Source organism: Tenacibaculum lutimaris, assembly GCF_003610735.1.
GTDB classification, from domain to species: Bacteria; Bacteroidota; Bacteroidia; order Flavobacteriales; family Flavobacteriaceae; genus Polaribacter; species Polaribacter lutimaris.
The window spans coordinates 584,554-607,243 of sequence record NZ_RAQM01000006.1 but is presented as its reverse complement, the minus strand read 5'-3'; the positions used below and the strand labels follow the sequence as shown (position 1 = coordinate 607,243).

Annotated in this window: 23 protein-coding genes and 1 tRNA gene; 17 read left to right on the top strand and 7 right to left on the bottom strand. The window is 31.4% G+C overall.

Going from position 1 to position 22,690, the window contains the following annotated elements; all coding sequences use genetic code 11:
• Positions 1-65 precede the first annotated feature (65 nt).
• The 6 genes from moaA (at position 66) to C8N26_RS02905 (ending at position 5,381) form a co-directional block, all read left to right on the top strand.
• On the top strand, positions 66-1,055 hold the full coding sequence (gene moaA, locus C8N26_RS02930; RefSeq protein ID WP_120185938.1) for a GTP 3',8-cyclase MoaA: 990 nt from the start codon (positions 66-68) through the stop codon (positions 1,053-1,055).
• Positions 1,056-1,227: 172 nt separating this feature from the next.
• Positions 1,228-2,418, top strand: coding sequence for a molybdopterin molybdotransferase MoeA (locus C8N26_RS02925; RefSeq protein WP_120186084.1), 1,191 nt, complete (start codon positions 1,228-1,230; stop codon positions 2,416-2,418).
• Positions 2,418-2,690, top strand: a complete 273-nt coding sequence (locus C8N26_RS02920) for a hypothetical protein (RefSeq protein ID WP_120185937.1) — start codon at positions 2,418-2,420, stop codon at positions 2,688-2,690. Before C8N26_RS02925 ends, C8N26_RS02920 begins: the two co-directional genes overlap by 1 nt.
• Before the next feature lie 35 nt (positions 2,691-2,725).
• Positions 2,726-3,202 carry a cyclic pyranopterin monophosphate synthase MoaC gene (gene moaC / locus C8N26_RS02915; RefSeq protein WP_120185936.1) on the top strand — a complete coding sequence of 159 codons (477 nt, stop codon included), beginning with the start codon at positions 2,726-2,728 and terminating at the stop codon, positions 3,200-3,202.
• On the top strand, positions 3,195-4,304 hold the full coding sequence (locus tag C8N26_RS02910) for an NTP transferase domain-containing protein (RefSeq protein WP_120185935.1): 1,110 nt from the start codon (positions 3,195-3,197) through the stop codon (positions 4,302-4,304). Before moaC ends, C8N26_RS02910 begins: the two co-directional genes overlap by 8 nt.
• A gap of 39 nt (positions 4,305-4,343) precedes the next feature.
• Positions 4,344-5,381, top strand: coding sequence for a DUF5694 domain-containing protein (locus C8N26_RS02905; RefSeq protein WP_120185934.1), 1,038 nt, complete (start codon positions 4,344-4,346; stop codon positions 5,379-5,381).
• Between the two features lie 186 nt (positions 5,382-5,567).
• Here the strand turns inward: C8N26_RS02905 and C8N26_RS02900 are convergent, their stop codons facing one another.
• Positions 5,568-6,704 (bottom strand): hypothetical protein, encoded by a 1,137-nt coding sequence (locus tag C8N26_RS02900; RefSeq protein WP_120185933.1) that lies wholly within the window; start codon positions 6,702-6,704, stop codon positions 5,568-5,570.
• A 218-nt stretch (positions 6,705-6,922) separates the two neighbouring features.
• Between C8N26_RS02900 and C8N26_RS02895 the strand changes: the two genes are divergently transcribed.
• From C8N26_RS02895 to C8N26_RS13695, 3 genes are all read left to right on the top strand, one after another.
• The gene (locus tag C8N26_RS02895) at positions 6,923-8,071 is read left to right on the top strand and encodes a DKNYY domain-containing protein (RefSeq protein WP_170141621.1); all 1,149 of its coding nucleotides are present in this window, start codon (positions 6,923-6,925) and stop codon (positions 8,069-8,071) included.
• A 41-nt stretch (positions 8,072-8,112) separates the two neighbouring features.
• Complete coding sequence (locus C8N26_RS02890) at positions 8,113-8,400, top strand: hypothetical protein (protein ID WP_120185931.1); 288 nt, start codon at positions 8,113-8,115, stop codon at positions 8,398-8,400.
• Positions 8,401-8,501: 101 nt separating this feature from the next.
• Entirely contained in the window at positions 8,502-8,891 is a 390-nt protein-coding gene (locus C8N26_RS13695) for a CPBP family intramembrane glutamic endopeptidase (protein WP_147418477.1), read from the top strand.
• Between the two features lie 378 nt (positions 8,892-9,269).
• Here the strand turns inward: C8N26_RS13695 and C8N26_RS02880 are convergent.
• Positions 9,270-9,353, bottom strand: a tRNA-Leu gene (locus C8N26_RS02880).
• A gap of 110 nt (positions 9,354-9,463) precedes the next feature.
• Here C8N26_RS02880 and C8N26_RS02875 point away from each other — a divergent pair.
• The 3 genes from C8N26_RS02875 (at position 9,464) to pth (ending at position 11,713) form a co-directional block, all read left to right on the top strand.
• Complete coding sequence (locus C8N26_RS02875) at positions 9,464-10,405, top strand: ribose-phosphate pyrophosphokinase (RefSeq protein ID WP_120185929.1); 942 nt, start codon at positions 9,464-9,466, stop codon at positions 10,403-10,405.
• 23 nt (positions 10,406-10,428) lie between these two features.
• The gene (locus C8N26_RS02870) at positions 10,429-11,007 is read left to right on the top strand and encodes a 50S ribosomal protein L25/general stress protein Ctc (protein WP_120185928.1); all 579 of its coding nucleotides are present in this window, start codon (positions 10,429-10,431) and stop codon (positions 11,005-11,007) included.
• 139 nt (positions 11,008-11,146) lie between these two features.
• On the top strand, positions 11,147-11,713 hold the full coding sequence (gene pth / locus C8N26_RS02865) for an aminoacyl-tRNA hydrolase (protein ID WP_120186082.1): 567 nt from the start codon (positions 11,147-11,149) through the stop codon (positions 11,711-11,713).
• Between the two features lie 46 nt (positions 11,714-11,759).
• Here pth and C8N26_RS02860 read toward each other — a convergent pair whose 3' ends face one another.
• From C8N26_RS02860 to C8N26_RS02845, 4 genes are all read right to left on the bottom strand, one after another.
• On the bottom strand, positions 11,760-12,209 hold the full coding sequence (locus C8N26_RS02860; protein WP_120185927.1) for a 6-pyruvoyl trahydropterin synthase family protein: 450 nt from the start codon (positions 12,207-12,209) through the stop codon (positions 11,760-11,762).
• Between the two features lie 192 nt (positions 12,210-12,401).
• Positions 12,402-12,587: a hypothetical protein gene (locus tag C8N26_RS02855; protein ID WP_120185926.1), complete on the bottom strand. Its 186-nt coding sequence runs from the start codon at positions 12,585-12,587 to the stop codon at positions 12,402-12,404.
• A 3-nt stretch (positions 12,588-12,590) separates the two neighbouring features.
• The gene (locus tag C8N26_RS02850) at positions 12,591-13,358 is read right to left on the bottom strand and encodes an enoyl-CoA hydratase/isomerase family protein (RefSeq protein ID WP_120186081.1); all 768 of its coding nucleotides are present in this window, start codon (positions 13,356-13,358) and stop codon (positions 12,591-12,593) included.
• Positions 13,359-13,381: 23 nt separating this feature from the next.
• The gene (locus C8N26_RS02845; RefSeq protein ID WP_394342632.1) at positions 13,382-14,755 is read right to left on the bottom strand and encodes an MATE family efflux transporter; all 1,374 of its coding nucleotides are present in this window, start codon (positions 14,753-14,755) and stop codon (positions 13,382-13,384) included.
• Positions 14,756-15,156: 401 nt separating this feature from the next.
• On the opposite strand from C8N26_RS02845, the gene C8N26_RS02840 reads away from it, so the two are divergent.
• On the top strand, positions 15,157-15,876 hold the full coding sequence (locus C8N26_RS02840; RefSeq protein WP_120185925.1) for a hypothetical protein: 720 nt from the start codon (positions 15,157-15,159) through the stop codon (positions 15,874-15,876).
• A gap of 181 nt (positions 15,877-16,057) precedes the next feature.
• On the opposite strand, the gene mutS is transcribed toward C8N26_RS02840, so the two are convergent.
• Positions 16,058-18,667: a DNA mismatch repair protein MutS gene (gene mutS / locus C8N26_RS02835; protein ID WP_120185924.1), complete on the bottom strand. Its 2,610-nt coding sequence runs from the start codon at positions 18,665-18,667 to the stop codon at positions 16,058-16,060.
• A gap of 219 nt (positions 18,668-18,886) precedes the next feature.
• On the opposite strand from mutS, the gene C8N26_RS02830 reads away from it, so the two are divergent.
• The 4 genes from C8N26_RS02830 to C8N26_RS02820 all read left to right on the top strand — a co-directional run bounded on the left by C8N26_RS02830 (position 18,887) and on the right by C8N26_RS02820 (position 22,429).
• Complete coding sequence (locus C8N26_RS02830; RefSeq protein WP_120186078.1) at positions 18,887-19,417, top strand: RNA methyltransferase; 531 nt, start codon at positions 18,887-18,889, stop codon at positions 19,415-19,417.
• Positions 19,418-19,689: 272 nt separating this feature from the next.
• Positions 19,690-19,860, top strand: coding sequence for a hypothetical protein (locus tag C8N26_RS13465; protein ID WP_170141620.1), 171 nt, complete (start codon positions 19,690-19,692; stop codon positions 19,858-19,860).
• Positions 19,861-19,911: 51 nt separating this feature from the next.
• A complete protein-coding gene (locus C8N26_RS02825; protein WP_120185923.1) occupies positions 19,912-21,759 on the top strand; it encodes a tetratricopeptide repeat-containing sensor histidine kinase in 1,848 nt (615 codons plus the stop codon).
• Positions 21,752-22,429 carry a response regulator transcription factor gene (locus tag C8N26_RS02820; protein WP_028891660.1) on the top strand — a complete coding sequence of 226 codons (678 nt, stop codon included), beginning with the start codon at positions 21,752-21,754 and terminating at the stop codon, positions 22,427-22,429. The genes C8N26_RS02825 and C8N26_RS02820 overlap by 8 nt, the downstream gene beginning before the upstream one ends.
• Positions 22,430-22,690: the final 261 nt, after the last annotated feature.

Here is a 22,690-nt window from a genome sequence, read left to right as displayed (position 1 = left end):
CAACGAAAATACGATTTTTTAACCTTTTAAAAGAGTATCAACGCTAGTTTTAGTACCTTTACGATATGGGTAAACTTATTGATAATTTTGGTAGGCAAATTAGCTATGTTCGGTTAGCGGTAACCGACCGTTGCAACTTACGTTGTCAATATTGCATGCCTGCTCAAGGTATTGATATTGTACCTCGTAAAGAATTGCTTACCTACAAAGAAATGTACCGTATAACTCGCGTACTTACCGAACTAGGAGTAAACAAAGTTCGTTTAACAGGTGGTGAACCTTTTGCTCGTAAAGATTTTATGTCATTTTTAGAAATGTTATCCTATAACGATTTACTAGATGCCATCAATATAACCACCAATGGAGCACTTGTTTCTAAACACATTAAAGATTTAGAAAGACTTGAAAAAATAAAAACTATCAATTTAAGTATTGACAGTTTACATGCCGATAAGTTTGCCAAAATTACACGTCGTGATGTTTTTCCTGAAGTATATAAAACATTTGAATTACTAGAAAAGAGCCGACTCAATTTAAAACTAAATGTGGTAATACAGTCTGGTTTTAATACTGATGAAATAGTTGATTTTGTTGCGCTAACTAAAGAGAAAAATATTGCCGTTCGTTTTATTGAAGAAATGCCCTTTAATGGAAAAGGGCAACGAAACACCCAAGAGGTGTGGAATTACAACAAGATTTTAAACGAAATACAATCAAATTATAACGTTACTCAACTCATCTCAGAAAAGTCTTCTACTTCACGAAACTTTTCGGTTGAGGGTCATATTGGAACCGTAGGAATCATTCCTGCTTTTACCCGTACCATATGCAACGATTGTAACCGAATTAGAGTTACTTCAACAGGAACTTTTAAAAACTGTTTGTTTGATGACGGTGTTTTTAACCTACGAGATTTTATTAGAAACGGTGCCAGTAATGAAGATTTAAAAGCCTTGTTTTTATCACTCATAAAAGAAAAACCTGAAAATGGTTTTGTTGCTGAGGCAAATAGAAAAGGAGATGTAACCGAAAGTATGAGTACTATTGGAGGATAATTATGATATATAGTTTGCTTTCTATATTGATTGGAGTTATAACTTTATATTTTGTTTTTAAACTCAATAAAAAAGATGATAATTTATGGGATATTTCAACTTCATTAAAAGGCCTTGTAGGTGGGTTGGGTCTTATCATTGTAGGTTTAATAACTTTATTTAAAGGATGGAAATGATAACAGTAGAAGAAGCAAAACATATAATTTTAGAAAACACACAAGATTTCGGAATTGAAGAAATTCCGTTTTTAGAAGCTGCTGGAAGAGTATTGAAAGAAGATATCGTTGCCGATAGAGATTTTCCTCCTTTCAACAGAGTCGCAATGGATGGTATTGCCATCAATCATCGTTTTTTTGAATATGGTGTTCGTGATTTTAAGATTGAAGGAATTCAGCCTGCGGGAGCACCTCAACAAACTATGGAAAATGCAGCACACTGCTATGAAGTAATGACGGGTGCTGTGTTACCTAATAACTGCGATACAGTAATTCGCTATGAAGATGTGAGTGTAAACACTTTAATGGCAACTGTGAATATTGATGACATTACTGAAAATCAAAACATACACGCACAAGGTTCAGACAAAAAGAAAGACACCATTCTTATAAAAAAGAATACCATTATTTCTGCTGCTGAAATTGGGGTCTTAGCCACTGTAGGTAAAGCTACAGTTAAAGTAGCAAAACAACCTAAAGTGTTGATTGTTTCTACAGGTGATGAATTGGTTGATGTGAATAAAAATCCGTTAGACCACCAAATTCGTAGAAGTAATGTATACACGTTAGTTTCCTTATTGAACAATTTAAAAATTCCAGCAGAAACTGCTCATATTACCGATGAAAAATCAGTTTTAAAAGAGAAAATTGAATCGTATTTAAAAGAATACGACGTGCTTTTATTTAGCGGTGCTGTAAGTAAAGGAAAGTTTGATTTTCTACCTGAAGTTTTAGATGAATTGGACGTTCAAAAATTATTTCATAGAGTTTCGCAACGACCTGGTAAACCTTTTTGGTTTGGCACCACAGACAACTGCAATGTGTTCGCTTTTCCAGGAAACCCTGTTTCAACCTTTGTAAACTGTTTGGTGTATTTTTATCCTTGGTATAAAAAATCTGTTGGAGTTTCTTCAGTGAAAAAAACAGCAATTTTAACAGAAGACATCAGTTTTAAACCCAATTTAACCTGCTTTTTACAAGCAAAGTTAACTTCAGAAAAAGGACAAGTATACGCAACACCAATACAAGGAAATGGTTCTGGTGATTTAGCTAGCTTGGTAGAAGCTGATGGCTTTATAGAACTCCCAAAAACAGAAGAAGTTGAATTTAAAAAAGGAAGTGTTTTTCCGATAATTAGATATAGATAATGAAACTAATCATTAAAAGAACACCCATTTTTCTCCTTTCACTAATATTTATACCTTTATCAATATTTGGTTCAATTTATTACACCTTTATTGAAAACAAAGGAGGTATGGCTTTAGCTGGCACGTTATTTATAGGTGTTTTAATTTTTAATCTAATTATTTTATTTATAGAGCAATCTTTAATTAAAAAAGATTTCAATCATATCAAAGTTTGGATTACTGAAATTATCGTAATCTTATTAACTATCTTATATTTTTATTTGTTTGGATAATTTCAAATAGTAATAAATTCAAAAACTTATATAAAGTGAGTAACTTTTCACACATAAACGAGCAAAACCAACCTAAAATGGTCAATGTTTCTGATAAAAAAATCACGAAACGTATAGCCATTGCTAAAGCTACTATGTTTTTAGGTTCAGAAATTGTGAGTCATTTTACCAATGATGAACTCATCACTAAAAAAGGGCCTGTTTTTCAAACCGCTATCATTGCTGGAATTCAAGCTGTGAAAAAAACTTCAGATATCATCCCAATGTGCCATCCTTTGTTAATCAATGGAGTGGATATTGAAATCAATATTGTAGACGATGAGCATTTGGAGGTTTTTTGCAAAGTGACCATTGAAGGAAAAACAGGAGTAGAAATGGAAGCTCTTACAGGAGCTTCAGCAACTTGTTTAACCATTTACGATATGTGCAAAGCTATCAGTCAAAAAATGGTAATTAAAGAAGTGAAGTTAGTAGAAAAAACAGGTGGAAAATCAGATATTAAAAATGGGTAAGAAACATACTAAACATACAAGTCTAGAAAAAAAGTATAACGATAATTTTGCACCTAACGAAGTTGCTATTCTAGGAACCAAATGTGACACCATAACTAACCTTGTTCATCAAGTATCAACAAAATTAGCACAATACAACCTAGGATACTTTGACGCTTCTCATGCTAAAGACATTGAACAAAACATCTTGTCTGAATACACTTTTCACCATGAAGGTAATTTGCAGATAAATACTACTTCATCTGTAAATAAATACGAACAATGTTTACAGTTTTACAACCATGATTTAGTATTTATCAACGGGAATCATTACCAAGGAGCAAAACAAATTTTAATTTTAGATAATGAAAAAGAAGCTTCTGTAAAAAAGAGGCTAGACCAACTCACCAGTATTCAATTTGTAATTAAATTGAATGAAAACTCAACCTATTTTGATTGTTTACTAGAACGTTTTCCACATATAAAAAACATTACTAGCTACACAATTGACCAAGTGGATGAAATTACAAAGCATATTCAAAATTTGATTGAAGAATATATCGCTCCTGTGAAAGGTTTAGTATTAGTTGGTGGAAAAAGTACTCGAATGGGTAGTGACAAATCAGAATTAAGTTATTTTGGAAAACCTCAAAAACAATACGCTAAAGAGTTGTTAGAAAACTCCTCTTTAGACACTTTCTTTTCTGTTCAAAAATCTTCTGAAAAAGAAAATGAAATTCACGATACCTTTTTAAACTTAGGACCTTTTGGGGGTATTTGTTCTGCTTTTCAAAAGAACCCAAATACAGCTTGGTTAGTACTAGCAACCGATGTTCCTTTTGTAAATAAAGAACTTATTTCTCTCCTTTTACAGAAAAGAAACCCAAGTAAAGTTGCTACAGCAATCAAAGGGAAAAACAAAGAATTTCCTGAACCATTAATTACCATTTATGAGCCAAAGGCTTACGGAAAACTACTTCAGTACTTAGCCCAAGGGTATTCTTGCCCTCGTAAAATGTTAATTAACTCTGATGTAGAAATTGTTGAAGTTGATGATAATTTGGTTAGAAACATTAACACTCCTGAAGATTATAAAAAAGCTACAAAGGATCTTAATTCTTAACATAACAATCAAAAAACAATTTTATTTAATCCCTTATTAATGAAAAGTAATTTTCTACGTTTAATCATTACCTTTTTTCTTTTTCCTATTCTAAGTAAAGCCCAAACAAATAAAACTAAAATCTTAATTTTAGGAACTCCTCATTTACAACAAATAGAAGGGTTTAAACCTATAATGCTAGATAATGTCATTAATAAATTAGACACCTTTAATTTTGATGTAATTGCTGTAGAAAAAATGTCAGGAGAACTCTTAAACGACATAAAATCAAGACGCGATAATTCTTTTGACGGTATAACTAAAGGACGATTTGGAGCTGAGTTTCTCAAACTAGCCGATACTGTTCAAACAACTAAGAAAATAACCTTTTTAGATGCCGAGAAAAACATTTTAGTTCTAAAAAACAAAAAAGAACTTACTACAAGCGACCGAAAAGAACTTCTTTTCAGTTTTTTAGCTATAACCGACCTACCTTCTGCTGCATTACAATACATGTATATAAACGATAAAGCATTATTTAAATCTGATTTCGAAAAATATATCACAGGAATAATAGAAAAGAAAATTGCTAGCCATAATGAATATTATAGTTTGGCTGCTTCATTAGCTAAACGAGAAAAAATTAATCAATTATATCCTATTGACAACTTAGAAGATGAATCTCTTTTGTTTAAATATTACCCTAACTTCATTAAGGATTACAAGGACAACTCTAGTCCATTAAATAATTTAAATGAATTACCTATTTATCAAAAACTATCTCACTTAACTAAGGAAAGTATTCAGTCTAACGATTTATCAGAACTATATTCTTTTTTTAACAGTAAAACCTATAAAAATCAAGATTACGATAGTCAATGGAAAATATGGTTAAACACAAATTTCCCTTCTGGTTCTGATCTTGGAAGGTTTTCTTTATGGGAAATGAGAAATCTTCAAATTACAGCGAATATTATGAAAGTTGTTTCTCGTAGCGCAGGAAAAAAAGTACTTGTAATAATAGGAGCCTCACATAGTAGTTTTATAGAAAAATACTTGAGTAATATAGAGTTTGTTGAAGTTTTAAAATATGAATAAAAAGACTCTTTATATCCCTTAATCGTTAAAGTCTAATCTATTTAAAAATTCATTTTTTTTCTAATCACTCAAACATTTTATAAACAAAAAAAGAGCTTTCTATGATAGTAAAATACTACACACAGATTGCTCGCTCTCTTTTTCAACTATTTATTTAGACTTATAACAAAATCAATTTAATTATTTTTATTGCTTAGTATAATCTTTGTATAATTTTAAAGGAGTATCCTCAGTAACCCCACCTTCTTTTACATAAATCTGATTATCTATTAGTGGCGGGTATACATAGGTATATAATCCACCCCATCCATCATTTTCGTAGCAGAAAGTATTCCAGTTTTCACCATTTACCTCATTAGTTTGTAATAAAAAAGCACCAGTTGCTTCATTTTGGATTTGTTTTTTATGTCTCAATACCACACCATCAAACTCATTAGGAAGTCCTTTAAATCTAATTAACATGTCATCCCCTATTTCCACCATAGTCATTGTAAATGTATCTCCTATGTAACACTTCACATTATCCACCAATAATGAAATATCTGGAAGCTCTTCTTTTACCTCTTTTGGCTTATCATTTTTAAAAACTTCTATTTCTTTCACCAAAACCTCTGCTTCTTGTTTTCTTGGAGTGTTATCATCTAAAGATAAGTAATATGCAATCTCATGAAGTACATCGTCCGCAAAAATTAATTTTCCTTCACGATCATCACGCTGATTATACTTATCTAGTTTTTCCTGAACTGTTTTCCAAACTTTTTCAGTTTTTTCTTCTAATACTTTATATTCCCAAACCCCTTTTAATGCCTGAATAACTAAGTTGTCTGGGAAAGACTTTAAAGATTTTTTAATATTATCTATCACAGCATAAGCTGGAGCTTTTGTTGTATTAAAAACCTCTACTAAAGAATCTGAAATACTTCCTATTCCTATACCATATAAATTATTATAGTCTCTTATAACTAATAACTGTCCTTTTTTAAGTGCAGGAAATTCTAGTTCGTATAAGTGTTCTGCTACCTGTCTTATTCTAGGTTCTATACGCTTTGTATAATCATGATTAACTATATCGAGGTCCTGAGCAAAAAAAGATGTATGTTCGTAATACCAATCTGGACGAAATACAATAACTTTAAACTCTTTATCTACTGGAGCATATTTTAGATTTCCTAACTTATTAAATCCAAATTCCATTTTAATAGAATATGGTTCTATGGTATAAAAAATACCATCAACCATAACATAATATCCGTAGGCTGATAATTGATTACTCATTTGTGCTAATTGTGATGCTTCACTTGGGCTTGTCTGTGTCTGTTCCATAATACAGTTTTTTTGTTAAGTAAATTTCCAAGGGCAATATTAAGAGAGTATCAACCCAAAAGTGTTCCATCCGAACGAATGGAACATCTTTAATTAGCCTTAAATTTATATTTGTACTATATTATATTTCAATACAAATTAGTTATGCAACTTACATTCCATGAATAATGTTTAAACGCACATTTATCAAAAAGTTAAAACCGTCTATTATTTTTTTAATGAACCTTATTACAAATCACCCATATATTTCATTAACCTTATTTATACTCATTTTGAATTTTATAGTTAAAAAAGTTACTCGAGCTAAATATTCTCCACTTACAAAAACATTTTTATTTATTATTTCTTTAATTACTCAAGCCTGCAGTCCTTTTGCTGGACCTGTTGATAAATCTGTTTCTGACTCCTATTATTATTCAAAATCAAAAAATGATATTTATTATTCCTGTATGGGAAACTGGTTTGAATTAGGTAAAACCAAATTAAATGCTGATGTTAAGAGTTTTGAAGTATTAGGGTTGGACTTTGGCAAAGACAAAAATCATTTATACTTTAAAGACAATATAGTAGACCTAGAAGTAGATTACGACACTTTTTATGTTGATAAAAACAATTATAACATCTGTTTTGATAAAAACCATGTATATGTACCTTTTGGTTACTTACCATACGGTTTTGAAAAAGCTAGTCGAGAAAAAAATTATCTATGGAAAATACCTAAAGCTGACCCAAAAACATTCCAAAAAATTGATTCTGATTGGGCCAAAGACGGTAGTCATTTTTTTTATAAATACAATCCAATAAACGTAGACTATAAATCTTTTGAGACTTTAAACAAGAACTTTGCTAAAGACAAAAATCGTGTATACTTATTAGAAACCTATAAACTGCTACAAACATTAATAATAGATGCTCCTACAACAAAAAAAATTAACGATAGATATATTGCTGATAAAAATAATGTTTATGACTTTCAAGATTCACTAATCATAATACCATACAAAAATATAAACGACTTAAAGATTATAGAAGGTAAATTTTTATTATTTGATGACATTGTTATTTATAACGGAACAAGAATTGAAAATGCTAATGCCTCATCTTTCCATGTCATTCAGTTTCCTTACTCCAAAGATGAGAATCATGTCTTCTATCACGGAAGTATTATTAGAAATGCCGACCCCAAAACCTTCAGCATTTTTAAAGCCTCATATTATTCTAAAGACAAAAACCACATATTCTACGAAGGAAAGTTACTAAAAGAAGCTGACGTGGCTACATTTGGCCCTTCTAACAAAAAAAACTCTTTGTTGTATAAGGATAAAAACAACATCTTTCGCGGTAATGAAATTATTAAACATTACTAAAAACTTCAAAAACAATTTTGCTATCGTGAACCAAAACAAGTATGAAATCAAATTTTAATTGGTGTAATCTAAAACAATTGAATCTATTACAAACTTTTCTAGCGTTTTTTTTACCTAGTCTTTTTGCTTTTTGGGGGTTTCGGTATATATTACCTTGGACAGTTGAAGCTGGATATCCTAAAAATTTAATGTGGGCTATAATTGCTTCTATAATGTTATTATTCTTTGTAATTATAGGGCTTCTCCTGATAAAGGAAGATGCAAAATCTGCTGGTGTTTCTATTGGAGAAAGGTTATTAATAAAAAAAATGGAATTAAACAATGGTTAATATCTTTTGTTATAATAATATCAGGAATTATTTTGTCTATAATTGCTTCTCCGATTAGCGAACTCATAAAGGAAATTTCTATATTTTCAATTCCTGATTATATGCCCTTTTGGCTTAATCCATCAATAGACCCAATGAGTACTAATATGAATACCCTTTCTCCCAATTACTCTTTAAAGGGCAATTATTTATTTTTAACGATAATGTTATTTACATTATTACTTAACATTTTTGCCGAAGAGATATACTTTAGGGCATGGCTATTACCTAAAATGTATAGTTTAGGTAAATGGAGTTGGATTATTAATGGTTTTTTGTTTGCTTTATATCATACATATCAATTATGGCTATTTCCCACAATTTTTGTTGTAAGTCTAGCTACAACTCTTTCTGTTTACCTAAGTAAAAGCATATTACCTGCTTTTACAATACATATAATCGCAAACTTTTTACTAGGAATAATAACAATCACTGTGTTGGTTCTTAAATAATTTTTTATAATAAGTCAGTATATACAACTAACAAAAAAGATTATCTTTATAAAATAAAAAAAATAAAGGTATTTTTTTATACCGCAACCTCTCTGTTTTATTCCTGATTTATAGGAACACAGCTTATAAAACACTTAAACTCTTGTTTTAAAAGAGTTTTAGAATAATAAACAATTCCAGTCTTGATTTTAGCGTAGTTCACTGGTTTGCAGTCTACAAAGATTTTCGCGGAATTTTCTTTTTTAGGTTTTGACATTTTTTTATTACCCTTCATTTTCAACGATTTGAAAGGGAATAGTTAAATGACTAAATTTTGACACAGCTTTTTTACCTTTTTCAAGATAAAACACTGATTCTGTACTTATAACACAGTAATAGTACCAAAGGTGGGACTCGAACCCACACGCCCTTGCGAGCATCGGATTTTGAATCCGACGTGTCTACCAATTCCACCACTTTGGCTTTTAGTGAGTGCAAATCTATAAAATATTTCGTTTAAAATATCTTTTAAACTCTTAAAATAGTTTTATTTTTGCCCCAACAACAACACTAACTAAAATATCCTTTTCTAAATGGCTACAAATCAATTAAGCCCTAAAATATTTGCTTGTTCACAAAGTATTGAATTAGCAGAAGAAATCGCTAATGCTTACGGAGTTGAACTTGGAAATGTTACTACCACCCACTTTAGCGATGGTGAATTTCAACCTGCTTTCGAAGAATCAATCAGAGGAAGAAGAGTTTTCATTGTAGGATCAACTTTTCCTTCAACCGATAATTTAATGGAAATGTTACTAATGTGTGATGCTGCTAAACGTGCATCTGCAAGACACATTACTGCTGTAATGCCTTACTTTGGTTGGGCTCGTCAAGATAGAAAAGACAAACCACGTGTAGCTATTGGGGCTAAATTAGTCGCTAAATTATTGGAAACTGCTGGAGCTACTAGAATTATGACGATGGATTTACACGCAGACCAAATTCAAGGGTTCTTCGAAAAACCAGTAGATCACTTATTTGCTTCTACCATCTTTTTACCTTACGTAAAAAGTTTAGGCTTAGATAACTTAACGATTGCATCACCAGACATGGGAGGTTCAAAAAGAGCTTATGCCTACTCTAAATACCTAGAAAGTGATGTAGTTATATGCTATAAACAACGCCAAAAAGCCAATGTAATTTCTCACATGGAATTAATTGGTGAAGTAGAAGGTAAAAATGTAATTCTTGTAGACGATATGATTGATACAGGAGGAACACTTACAAAAGCTGCTGATTTAATGATGGAACGTGGTGCTAAAAGTGTCCGTGCTATTTGTACACATCCTATTCTTTCAGGAAATGCGTATGAAAGAATTCAAAATTCGCAATTAACAGAACTAATCGTTTCAGATACAATTCCTTTAAAAAAGAACATTTCTAAAATAAAAGTTGTATCTTGCGCCCCTTTATTCGCTGATGTGATGCATAAAGTTCAAGACAACACATCTATCAGTGATCAATTTTTAATGTAAATAAATTAATAATAAACAAAGTAATGAAATCAATTACAATCAAAGGATCTCAAAGAGAAAGCGTAGGTAAAAAAGCAACAAAAGCCTTACGTAATGCTGGGAAGGTTCCTTGCGTATTATACGGAGGAGACAAGCCTGTTCACTTTTCAGCAGATGAAAAAGCGTTCAAATCGTTAATTTATACTCCAGAAGTATTTACTGCTACGATTGAATTAGATGGTGCTACTTATAGCGCTGTATTACAAGACATCCAATTTCACCCAGTAAGTGATGAAATTTTACACATCGACTTCTATCAATTATTTGATGATAAAGCTGTAACTATGGAAATTCCTGTACGTTTAGTAGGAAAATCTAAAGGTGTTATGGTAGGGGGTGCATTACGTCACAACTTACGTAAATTAAAAGTAAAAGCGTTACCAGCTAACTTACCAGATTTTATCGAAGCTGATATTACTGAATTAGAAATTGGTAATAAGTTATATGTAACTACGTTACAAAACGATAACTTCACAATTTTACACCCAGATAACACAGTAGTTGCTCAAGTTCGTATGTCTCGTAACGCGGCAAAAGCAGCAGCTGAAGCTGAAAAGAAATAAGACTTACCTCGTTAAGTTTACAAAAAGCGTTACCAAGTGTAGCGCTTTTTTTTATTTTTGACGTATGATTTTTAATACTCTTTGGAAAAGATTATTTGGTTTTTCTAAAACACATTTAACAGCTACAGAAGACGATATAATGAAGAAATTTTTAATAGTAGGATTAGGTAATATTGGAGAAAAATATGACAATACACGTCATAATATTGGCTTTAAAATAGTAGATGCTTTCGTAAAAGAATTCGACGGATCTTTTGAAACCGAAAAGCTAGGTGATATTGCTAAACTAAAAATTAAAGGAAAAACAGTAATTGTTTTAAAACCGAACACTTATATGAATTTAAGTGGAAAAGCGGTTAAATACTGGATGCAAAAAGAAAATATTCAAGTTGAAAACTTACTAATTATTACCGATGATTTAAATATCGACTTTGGAAAGATTCGTATAAAAGGAAAAGGTAGTTCTGGTGGGCATAACGGATTAAAAGATATCCAAGATAAGTTTAACACAGGTTCTTATCCACGTTTTCGCTTTGGAGTTGGTGCTGACTACTCTAAAGGGCGACAAGTTGATTATGTATTAGGAGAATGGTCTGCTGAAGAAGAAAGCGCCATGATTGAACGTATTCCAACTTCTGTTAATGCTATCACCTCATTTATTAATGCAGGGTTGGCCAACACTATGAATGAATTTAATGGGAAGTAAAATCATTGAAGAATAATAGTTCTTCAATGATAACTACTTACTTTAATTAATTATCGCTTGCATACCACTCCGCAAAACTAGTTTCAGTTTCCTGTAACTTAATTGCGTGTAGTTTGATATTTTCTGGTAAGCGCGATTGGATTTTTTCAGCAAAATCTATCACCATCATTTCACTTGTTGGCTGATAATTTACTAAAATCACATGATGTCCTCTATCTTTTAACTCTTTGGCTAATTCAATATGAGGTGTGTTTTTATTGAATACTGTTGCATGGTCAAACACATCAACAATTTCTTCTTTTACGATTTTTTTTAGGTCTCCAAAATCGATAACCATACCGTATTTAACATTACTAGTATCTGTAATTGGAGAACCAATCACAGTAACAGAAAGCTTATAGCTATGTCCGTGAACATTTTTACATTTTCCGTCATAACCATATAAAGCATGTCCTGTTTCAAAATTAAACTGCTTTGTAATTCTAATCTTGCTCATAAGTTTTCTACCTTAAAAGAAGTTATAAAAGATTACTTATCATTTGTTGTCTTAAACAACAACTGAAAGATTCGTAAAACATTATTTTCTTTTAAATTTCTTGTTTGCTCTGAATTTGTTAAAGAAATACACTACTGCTACACCTGCTGCTAAAATGGCAAATAAATAATCTCCGCCCATACTATTTTGTTTTTATTCGCCGAAAGTACGAATTTGTTTTACAACTTTTGTTAATATCCACACAAAACCTACCGAAGCCACTACTCCAATTAACAGTGTTAATATCGGGTTCTGTGCTATCCATTTTCCTACTTCATAACCAATTTCATATCCTGCATTGTAAGCTGCAGAACCTTTTTCTTCTTGTATTAAAAACATAGCTTATTTTCTAAATTTTTCTAATGCCTTTTTGGTAAACTCAGACAAAACTAACTTACCTGATGTCTCAGCTCGTTCAATTAATAACTCTTCCCAATGCTCAGTACCTTTCCACAAAGCTTTTTTCATTTCAGCTAACGCTTCAGGATTATATGAAGCTAGTTTTTCTGATAAAATCTCAACTTCTTTATCCAATTCATTTTGCGTTTCAAAAACACGGGCGTACAAGCCTTTTTCTTTTGCCCAATATGCATTTTTCCAGCTGGTAGCATCTAAGGTTAATTCTGCTAATCCACTCACGCTTATTTTGCGTTCTACGGCTGGCGCAATTACAAACGGACCAATACCTATCGTAAATTCAGAAAGCTTGATAGAAGCCTGCTCTGTAGCTAATACATAATCACAAGCTGCCGCTAAACCAACTCCTCCTCCAACAGTTTTCCCTTGTACTCTACCAACAATTAACTTTGAACAACGACGCATCGCATTAATTACATTCGCAAACCCAGAGAAAAAAGCTTTTCCTTCTTCTAAGTTATCAATCGATACCAATTCGTCAAAAGATGCACCAGCACAAAAAGCTCGTTCCCCTTCTGATTTTAATACAATTACCGAAACCTCATCATTAGTTGAAAGTTTATCAAATTCGTTTGCTAAACGTTCTAACAATACACTTGGAAAAGAGTTACTTGCTGGGTGTCCAAATTCTAACGTTGCAACCTTGTTTTCTATATGGGTGTATAAACTTCCGTTTTCTCTAGTTGTAGTCATTTGTTTTTCTTGTTTCTTCAAAATTACATTTTTTGAGCTAGGGGTAAAAACTTTCTTCTAAACTTAACAATTAGTGGAGTTCCTCTCGCAATCATCCACAAGAAAAAAGCTATCCAAATAGCATAGAGTTTATACCCAAGAGAGTCAAAATATAACAATGTAGGAACAAACACTAATCCTGTTGCTAATAACAAAACATTTCGTAGAAATTTCATTTCTCCCATTCCTTTAAAAATTCCGTCATAAATAAAAGCGATAGAACATATAGGTTGCATGATTAAAATAATCCAAAAGGTATTGTAAAACTGCTCTAAAACCTCTGGTTCTTTAGTGAATACTTTTCCTATAAATTGATATAAAACAAACCCCACAACGGCTAATAATAATCCAAAGAGGAATCCGTAAGTAATTAATCTATTTCCTAAAGTTACCAATGTTTTATAAGCTTTAGCACCCAATAATTTACCTGATAAAATATTTCCTGCAGAAGAATATCCATCAATCATAAAAGCCCCCATAAGCCATATATTGAATCCGATGGTATAAGCTGCAATGTAAGCATCTCCATAGTCAGTAGCATAAGAAGTTCCAAAGTACAATGCAACATTTAATGCTATCGTTCTTACGAAAAGATTCAACACCATTACTATGAATTTTGGAATTTCAGTATTAAACGGTAAGCTGAATTTTAACGGAATATCCGTCTTTTTTAATAACAATACTGCCGATATTAATGCCATAATAATTTGTGCAATAACACTAGCATACGCTGCTCCTTGAATATACATTGCAGGAATATAGCCTTCTATTCCATAGACCAACACAACATCTAACACAATATTGATAACCGTACCTATTAAAGCAATCACCATTGGATAATAGGTGTTTTGCAAACCTCTAAATGTACCAAAGATTGCAATGGTAAAAAGGGTAAACGGAAATCCGAATACACGAATTTTATAATACTCTACCGAATAATCTAAAATGGTTCCAGAAGCATTGTAGAGCTCAAAAATTTCTTTGGCAAACGGATAACTCAATCCTAAAATAATAGCACTTACCCCCAATACAATTGCGATTGCTTGAGCTGGTAGGTTTTTAATTTCTTCTAGCTTGTTAGCTCCTAAATATTGTGAAACAATTGATGAAATTCCGCTACGTGTTTGCCCAAACACCCAAATTAGCATAGATAAAAAAGCACCTACAATTCCAATCGCCGCAATACTTTCGGTAGCATTGTGTTCAATATTACCTACAATAGCTAAATCGGTGGTAGAAAGTAAAGGTTCAGCAACTCCTGCTACCAATGCAGGAAATGCTAGTTTATTGATATGTTTAAAACTGATGTCGTGTTGCAAAACATTTATTTTTTTGTCAAAAATATTAAACATCTTCATTTTTTAGTTCTTTACTATAAGCAATTTAGCAGCTTTTTATTAAAAGAAATGTTAAAAAACCTCAGGGTTTTCCCTAATGCAAACTAAAAACAAATAGGGAAACCCCTTATTGTAAATAAAAAAAACGCATTATACTTTTATCCTCTGGTTTTTGTATAAACTTCTAAAATCAAAATGGTTAAAAGAAATATTAAAGACTAACCATCTACTATGAAAAAAAACAATTAAAAATTAAAGTAAAAATGAACAAAACTAATTACATAATTATTGGTATTAGTATAATTTTATTGTCGATAGGTATAATTGCAAAAGTTAACTTATTTACAATTCTATCCTTAATAATTACTATATCAATAGTAGCGTATTTAATAAAAAATGAAAAATCAAAATGAAAAATCAAAATGAAAAATCAAATCTTATCAATTATTTCAGCAATTACTATTTTATTTGTTGTAATTTCATGTAGTACTGAACCTGATAATAAACAACAACTTAACAATGAATTTGATTATAGTATTTATGAAAACAATAAACTTCAATTACACTCCTTAGTTAACAGAATAAACGACAAAACTTATAGATCTGAAAGTATTAGTAAGCTAGAGCAAGCAACTATTACTATAAATGAAATTAATGAGGAATTTAATTCTAATCTTGAACTAAATAATTTAGATTTAGATGTTATCAATTCTAATAATATAAATGAGAATTGGGAAGAGTTCTATCTGAACAATGGTTATATTGAACAACAACAAATTGACTTAATTAATCAATTTAAAATGGATGTTGTACAAACTGACTTTAATAATGCTATATCAAATTTAGAGTCTAGTATTTTAGAATTAAATTTAAATGATAGACAGTTTCAAGAATATAACTTATTCATTAATACTCTTTATATAATGAATGATTATTTTGTTAACTATGAAAGTTTAGGAACTAAAACAACTGTTTTAGCAAGAGAAAAACCTAGTTGGTTTGCTGATGCTGTAGCAGCAAATGCAGTTGCAACTTATGGGTTAGTTGCATGTGCAATTCCTAATCCAACTTCACCAGCAGGTTGTACAGTAGCTGTTGTTGGAAAAGCACTGAGTTTTGCAGGGATAATATTTGGTTGTTAAATCAACACAGTATAAATAAAATAGCAGTTAAGAGTTAACTATGAGGTTTGTGCTTTTCTGCTATTTTTATATTTAGCACCTAAAGATATATAGCATACAAATTTGTTAATTTTAACTCAAAACATAAGAATCCATACTAATCCCGCAATAATAATGTTAAGATTACTTTTATCAGAACAACTTATTTTTTCGTCAACATTCGTTTTATTTCATTCAACTTCATTAGCGCTTCAATTGGTGTTAAAGTATCGATGTTGGTTGTTAAAATTTCTTCTCTAATATCTTCTAACAACGGATCATCTAACTGAAAAAAGCTCATTTGCATGTCTTGATGTTGTGCTTCCTTCAACGTTTCCTTTACCTCTTTATGCGAATGCGAATCTTCTAATTCTTTTAATATTTTATTCGCTCTATGAATTACCATACTCGGCATTCCTGCAAGTTTGGCTACATGAATACCAAAACTATGATTACTTCCTCCTTTTACAAGTTTACGTAAGAAAATAATGCTGTGATCTAATTCTTTTACTGACACGTTAAAGTTCTTGATACGTTCAAACGTCGAAGTCATTTCGTTCAGCTCATGATAGTGTGTTGCAAATAACGTTTTTGCTTTCGAAGGATGTTCATGTAAATATTCCGAAATCGCCCAAGCAATAGAAATTCCGTCATAGGTAGACGTTCCTCTTCCAATTTCATCTAACAACACCAAACTACGATCAGAAATGTTATTCAAAATAGAAGCTGTTTCATTCATTTCTACCATAAATGTAGATTCTCCCATCGAAATATTATCACTAGCACCTACTCTGGTAAAAATCTTATCCACCATACCTATTCGAGCATTTTGTGCAGGTACATAACTTCCCATTTGTGCTAACAACACAATCAAGGCTGTTTGACGTAAAATTGCTGATTTACCAGACATGTTCGGACCTGTAATCATAATAATTTGTTGCTGATTACGGTTCAAGACAACATCATTGGCTATGTATTCTTCACCAATTGGTAATTGTTTTTCAATAACTGGGTGACGACCATTTTTGATTTCAATATCGGTGCTGTCATCCATTAACGGACGCACATAATTATTCTCGGCAGCTAAGGTTGCGAAAGATTGTAGTGCATCAATCTTAGCTACATTTTGTGCATTTTGCTGTACAGGTTGTACAAACCCAATAATATACTGTACTAACTTGGTAAAAATCTCTGTTTCTAACTGCTGAATTTTCTCTTCTGCTCCTAAAATTTTTGCTTCGTATTCTTTTAACTCTTCAGTAATATAGCGTTCAGCATTCACTAAGGTTTGCTTACGAATCCACTCTTCTGGAACTTTATCTTTATGCGTATTTCTAACTTCAATATAATATCCGAAAACATTATTAAAAGCAATTTTTAAACTCGGAATTCCTGTACGTTCTGTTTCACGAGCTAGCATGGTATCTAAATACTCTTTTCCAGAGTTTGAAATGTTACGTAATTCATCCAGTTCTTCTGAAACTCCACTAGCAATCGCATTTCCTTTATTAATATTTACAGGAGCTTCTTCTAAAACTGTCTCAGTAATTTTATCAATCAGCGTTTTGCAATCGTGCAATTGTTTTCCTATTTCTTGAACTGCTTTGTTCTTACTTTTTTCTGCGGAATCTTTTATTGGAAGAATAGCTTTTAACGAGTTTTTCAACAAAATTACTTCTCGTGGAGAAACCTTACCCGTAGCAACTTTCGATATCAATCGTTCGATATCAGAAATTTGTTTTAATTGGTAAGTTACAGTTTCAGAAAAAGTATCGTCATCAATTAAAAACTTTACTAATTCATGTCGCTGTTGAATTTGAGCTAAATCTTTTAATGGAAGCGCTAACCAACGTTTTAATAAACGCCCTCCCATTGGAGAAATGGTTTTGTCAATCACATTTAACAACGAAACAGAGTTTACCGAATTACCACCATATAACTCTAAGTTTTTCACGGTAAAACGATCCATCCACACATAATGATCTTCTGCAATTCTACTGATAGATTGTATATGTTCTATTTTGTTATGTTGTGTTTCAGACAAGTAATACATTGCTGCACCACCAGCCACAATTCCATATTCTAAATCTTCAACTCCAAATCCTTTTAATGTTTTTACCTTAAAATGATTTCGAAGTAATTCATCTCCATAATCTTTCTGAAACACCCAATCATCTAAGTAAAAAGTGTGAAAACGATTGGTAAAAGCTTCTAAAAATCGTTGTTTGTGTTTCTTTTCAACCAATACCTCACTTGGCGTAAAGTTTTGCAAGAGTTTATCTATATATTCTTCGTTTCCTTGCGCTATTAAAAACTCTCCTGTGGATACATCTAAAAAAGAAACTCCCAACAATTTTTTGCCAAAATGTACTGCAGCTAAAAAATTATTCGATTTCGATTGTAATACCTCATCATTCAAGGCAACCCCTGGTGTTACTAACTCCGTAACTCCACGCTTTACAATCGTTTTGGTCATTTTGGGGTCTTCTAACTGATCACAAATCGCCACTCGTAACCCAGACTTTACTAACTTAGGTAAGTAGGTATTTAAAGAATGGTGCGGAAAACCTGCCAAGGCAGTTTCGCTTTCACTTCCACTTCCTCTTTTAGTTAAAATAATCCCCAAAACTTCTGATGCTTTTACCGCATCTTCTCCAAAGGTTTCATAAAAATCTCCTACTCTAAAGAGCAACATCGCATCAGGATATTTTGCTTTAATTCCGTTGTATTGTTGCATTAATGGAGTTACCTTTTTTGCCTTTGTTTTTGCCAAGTTTGTGGATTTTTTGGGTTAGTTTTGCGAAGATAGAAAAAAGTCTTTAGCTTTTAGACTTTAGCTTTTAACAACAAGTCAAAAGTTAAATATAAAAAGCGTCATTACGAGGAGCAATAGCAACGAAGTAATCTGTTCCGTTTTGAACTCTAATAAATAAAAAAGATTGCTTCATTTCTCTCCGCTTCATTCGCAATGACATTTTAAATGGTAAAATTTATGAGAAAATTAAAAAACAGCGAACTAGGTAGAAAAACCGTAGAGGAATTTAAACAAACTGAAAAAACACCCATTATTGTGGTGTTAGACAATATTCGTAGTTTGAATAATGTAGGTTCGGTATTTAGAACTTCGGATGCTTTTTTAATTGAAAAGATTTATTTGTGTGGTATTACGGCAACCCCTCCTAATAAAGAAATTCATAAAACCGCTTTAGGGTCTACAGAATCTGTAGATTGGGAATATGTAGAAAATACTATGGATTTGGTAGAAAAACTACAAGCAGACAATGTAAAAGTACTCTCAATTGAACAAGCTGAGAACAGTACAATGTTAGATACTTTTACTCCAAAACCTAATCAAAAATATGCAGTGGTTTTTGGTAATGAGGTAAAAGGAGTACAACAAGAAGTAGTTTCTGCTTCTGACATCTGTATTGAAATTCCTCAATTAGGCACCAAACACTCCTTAAATATTTCGGTAAGCTGTGGTGTGGTATTATGGGATTTATTTACGAAGATGAAACACTAACGTCATAACGAGGAGTGGTAACGACGTGGCTATCTCTCGCTCCTATTAAAAAGATTACTTCATTTCGCTTTGCTACATTCGCAATGACGGTAACAATACACTTTTACTAGTAACGATCTAATTTGTTTATTAAAAATATCATCCTTACTATAAGCTTAGTAATACGGATAAAAAGTAATGTTAATTATTTGCCCTTTTGCTAAAAACCTACTATTTTAGACGTTTGGTTATCCCCCGTCCCCAAAAATTGTTTCATTAAAAAACTATATAATATGGAAAACAAAAACTTACAAGAAACAGCTATGAATTTAAGCCCTAAAGGTGGTAACGAAAACAATGAAAATGATAATACCGGTGGTGTTGGTGGAACAGGTACAGACGGACCTAAAACCGGTGGTGGTGATGGTGGTAACCAAGGTGATGACCCAAAATCTCCCTGTTAAAAAAATTTAATACACTTACTAAAACCATCACTTTGTGATGGTTTTATCACTATGAGACACTTATCCCTTATTTTTTTCTTTGCTTTTCCTTATTTTTTATTTTGTCAAAATAAATCAGTAAGTATTACATCAAAGCAAGATTCTATAGTATTTAATGATACGATGAAAAAAGCATTGTCTTTTTTCAGAGAAAAACAACTAGATTCTTTTAAAAAATATACTGAGCTCTCATCCAATTATAGTAAAAAAACTAAAGACCTACAAAAAGTACATTTTTATTTAGCTACCTATTATAAATATACTGAAAAACCAGATAGCGCTTATTATCATTACCATCAATCTAAAAATTTAGCAAAAAAAAATAATGATTCTTTAGCTATAGGAAGGCGTTTATTAAGCATTGCCAACATACAACGTGAATTTAAAGATTATTTAGGTTCAGAAATTAGCTCAATTGAAGCCTTACAATATTTAGAACCTATAAAATCTTATGAATATTTAGAAAGAGTCTATAATAATTTAGGTTTAGTCTCTAGTGAATTAGATCTAGAAAAAGAGGCCTTAAAATATTATAATACCGCCCTTGAAACAAATAAATTAAATAATAATATTATCGGGTATTTATATATAATCAATAATATAGGACTTTTATATCAAAACAAACAGCAACATCAAAAAGCTTTAATTTACTTTAAAAAAGGCTTAGCTTTTGACAGTATAAAAGAAAAACACCCTACCCAATATGCTTTATTATTAGAAAACTTAACTTATAGTAATTACTCGTTTGGTAATAAGGAAAGAGTATTACAACAATACAATGAAGTTTTATCTATTAGAAAAAAACTTCATAATTACAGTGGCATAAGTACAACCCACATAAACTTATCTAATTACTTCAAGGATTTTAACCTTACAAAAAAAGCTTTATTTCACTCTAATGAGGCCTTAAAATATGCAAAGCAAACTCATAATAATAAACGTTGGCTAGAAGCTTTGGAAAACCTTTCGCGGCTTACTAAAGGAGAACAGTCAAAACAATATTTACGAGAATACATTACCTTAAACGATAGTTTATTTCAAAAAGAAAGGCAGTTAAAAAATCAATTTGCTAAAATTAGGTACGAAACCGATAAAAAAGAAAAAGAAAATGTTGTTTTAAAAACAGAAAACCAACAAAAACAAGCTGAAATCACCTACCAAAAACAACAAAAAACCATTGGTTGGTTAGCTGCGGTGAGTGGGCTTTTATTCTCCGGGTTCAGTGTGTTGTTTTACTTTCAACGTAAACGAAAAATACTGTATCAAGCCCAGTTACAAAAAGTAGAAGCGCGTGAACAAGAACGTCAACAAATTGCTAAATCTTTGCACGACGAAGTAGCTGGTGATTTACGCTTATTACACAGAAAACTAGAAAAGTCGAATTTAGTAGAGGAAGCTATAAAGCTAAACGCTGTAAAAGAAAATGTACGAAACTTATCACATCAATTAAGTAGTGTAAGTTTTGACAAAGTATCTTTTAAAGATCAAATTATTAACTTAGTAAGCGATTATTTTGAATTAGATTTTAAAATAAAAGTCTACGGTATTCGAGATTATGATTGGACTACCATTGACAATTCTATAAAACGATTACTGTATTTAAGTACTCGTGAAAGTATACAAAACTGTAAAAAATATGCTAAGGCAAGCACTATAATTATTGATTTTTCGGTACACAAAAAATATGTACATTTGAATATTACTGATAATGGTATTGGTTTTAATACCAAAATTAGTAAAAAAGGTATCGGTTTACAAAACCTACAAGAACGCGTTGAAGAGTTAGACGGAACGCTAACCATAACAAGTGAAATAGGTAAAGGAACCCAAACCCATATTCAAATACCCTTAAATGTCTGAACTAACAAAAATCCTCTTAGTTGATGATCATCAATTAATAATTGAAGGTATTCTTTCGTGTTTAAAGAATATAGATGGTCTAGAAATTGAAACAGCTAACTCTTGTGATGAGGCTTTTTCAAAGATAAAATCGAACTTACAAATAAACCCTTTTCAACTTGTTTTTACTGATTTAAGTTTTGACAATCAAAGTCAAAATAATAATTTAGATAGTGGTGAAGCCTTAATAAAGGCAATTCAAGATGAAGAAATTCCTATTAAGGTTGGTGTAATAACAGGTCACTCTGAAACAAACAGAGTTTTTAATGTAATTCACAATTTGAATCCTTCAGCGTATATTTTAAAAGGAAATTGTAGCACTGATGAACTAAATTTTGCTATTCAAAAAATGTTAAAAGATGAAGTGTATTATACGCATGAAATACACCAAAAACTTTTAAAAAGAGCCTTAGTTGAAATTCAAATGGATGATGTTGCCATTCAAATTTTAAAAGAACTTCCTAGGCATGCTAAAATTTCTAACTTAGAAGGACTCATAAAAAAGAACGATGGTTCTTTACTTAAAGTTAGATCTATAGAAAGCAAACTATCAAAGTTAAGAACTGATTTACAAGCAAATAACAACACCGATTTAGTTCTTAAAGCCAAAGAACTTGGTATCGTAGATTAAACTTTGCGGAAAAACGCATTTCGTTTTACGGTTTTCCTCTTTTATCCCATAAAAGGAACCTATACTTTCGCAGGAGAATTCAGATCTTGTTGGGAGAATTTTGAAAAAGAGAAAAAACGTAAAAGAGCTTTTAGTATCCCCTAGAGGCTTTTTTTTATTTTAAGTAACTGGTTTGCAGAAATCTGCATTTTTTTCTGCGGAAATACCTTTTTTTAAAACAAAACTCCTTTTTAAATTTGCGACATCTTCTTTTCAAAATTA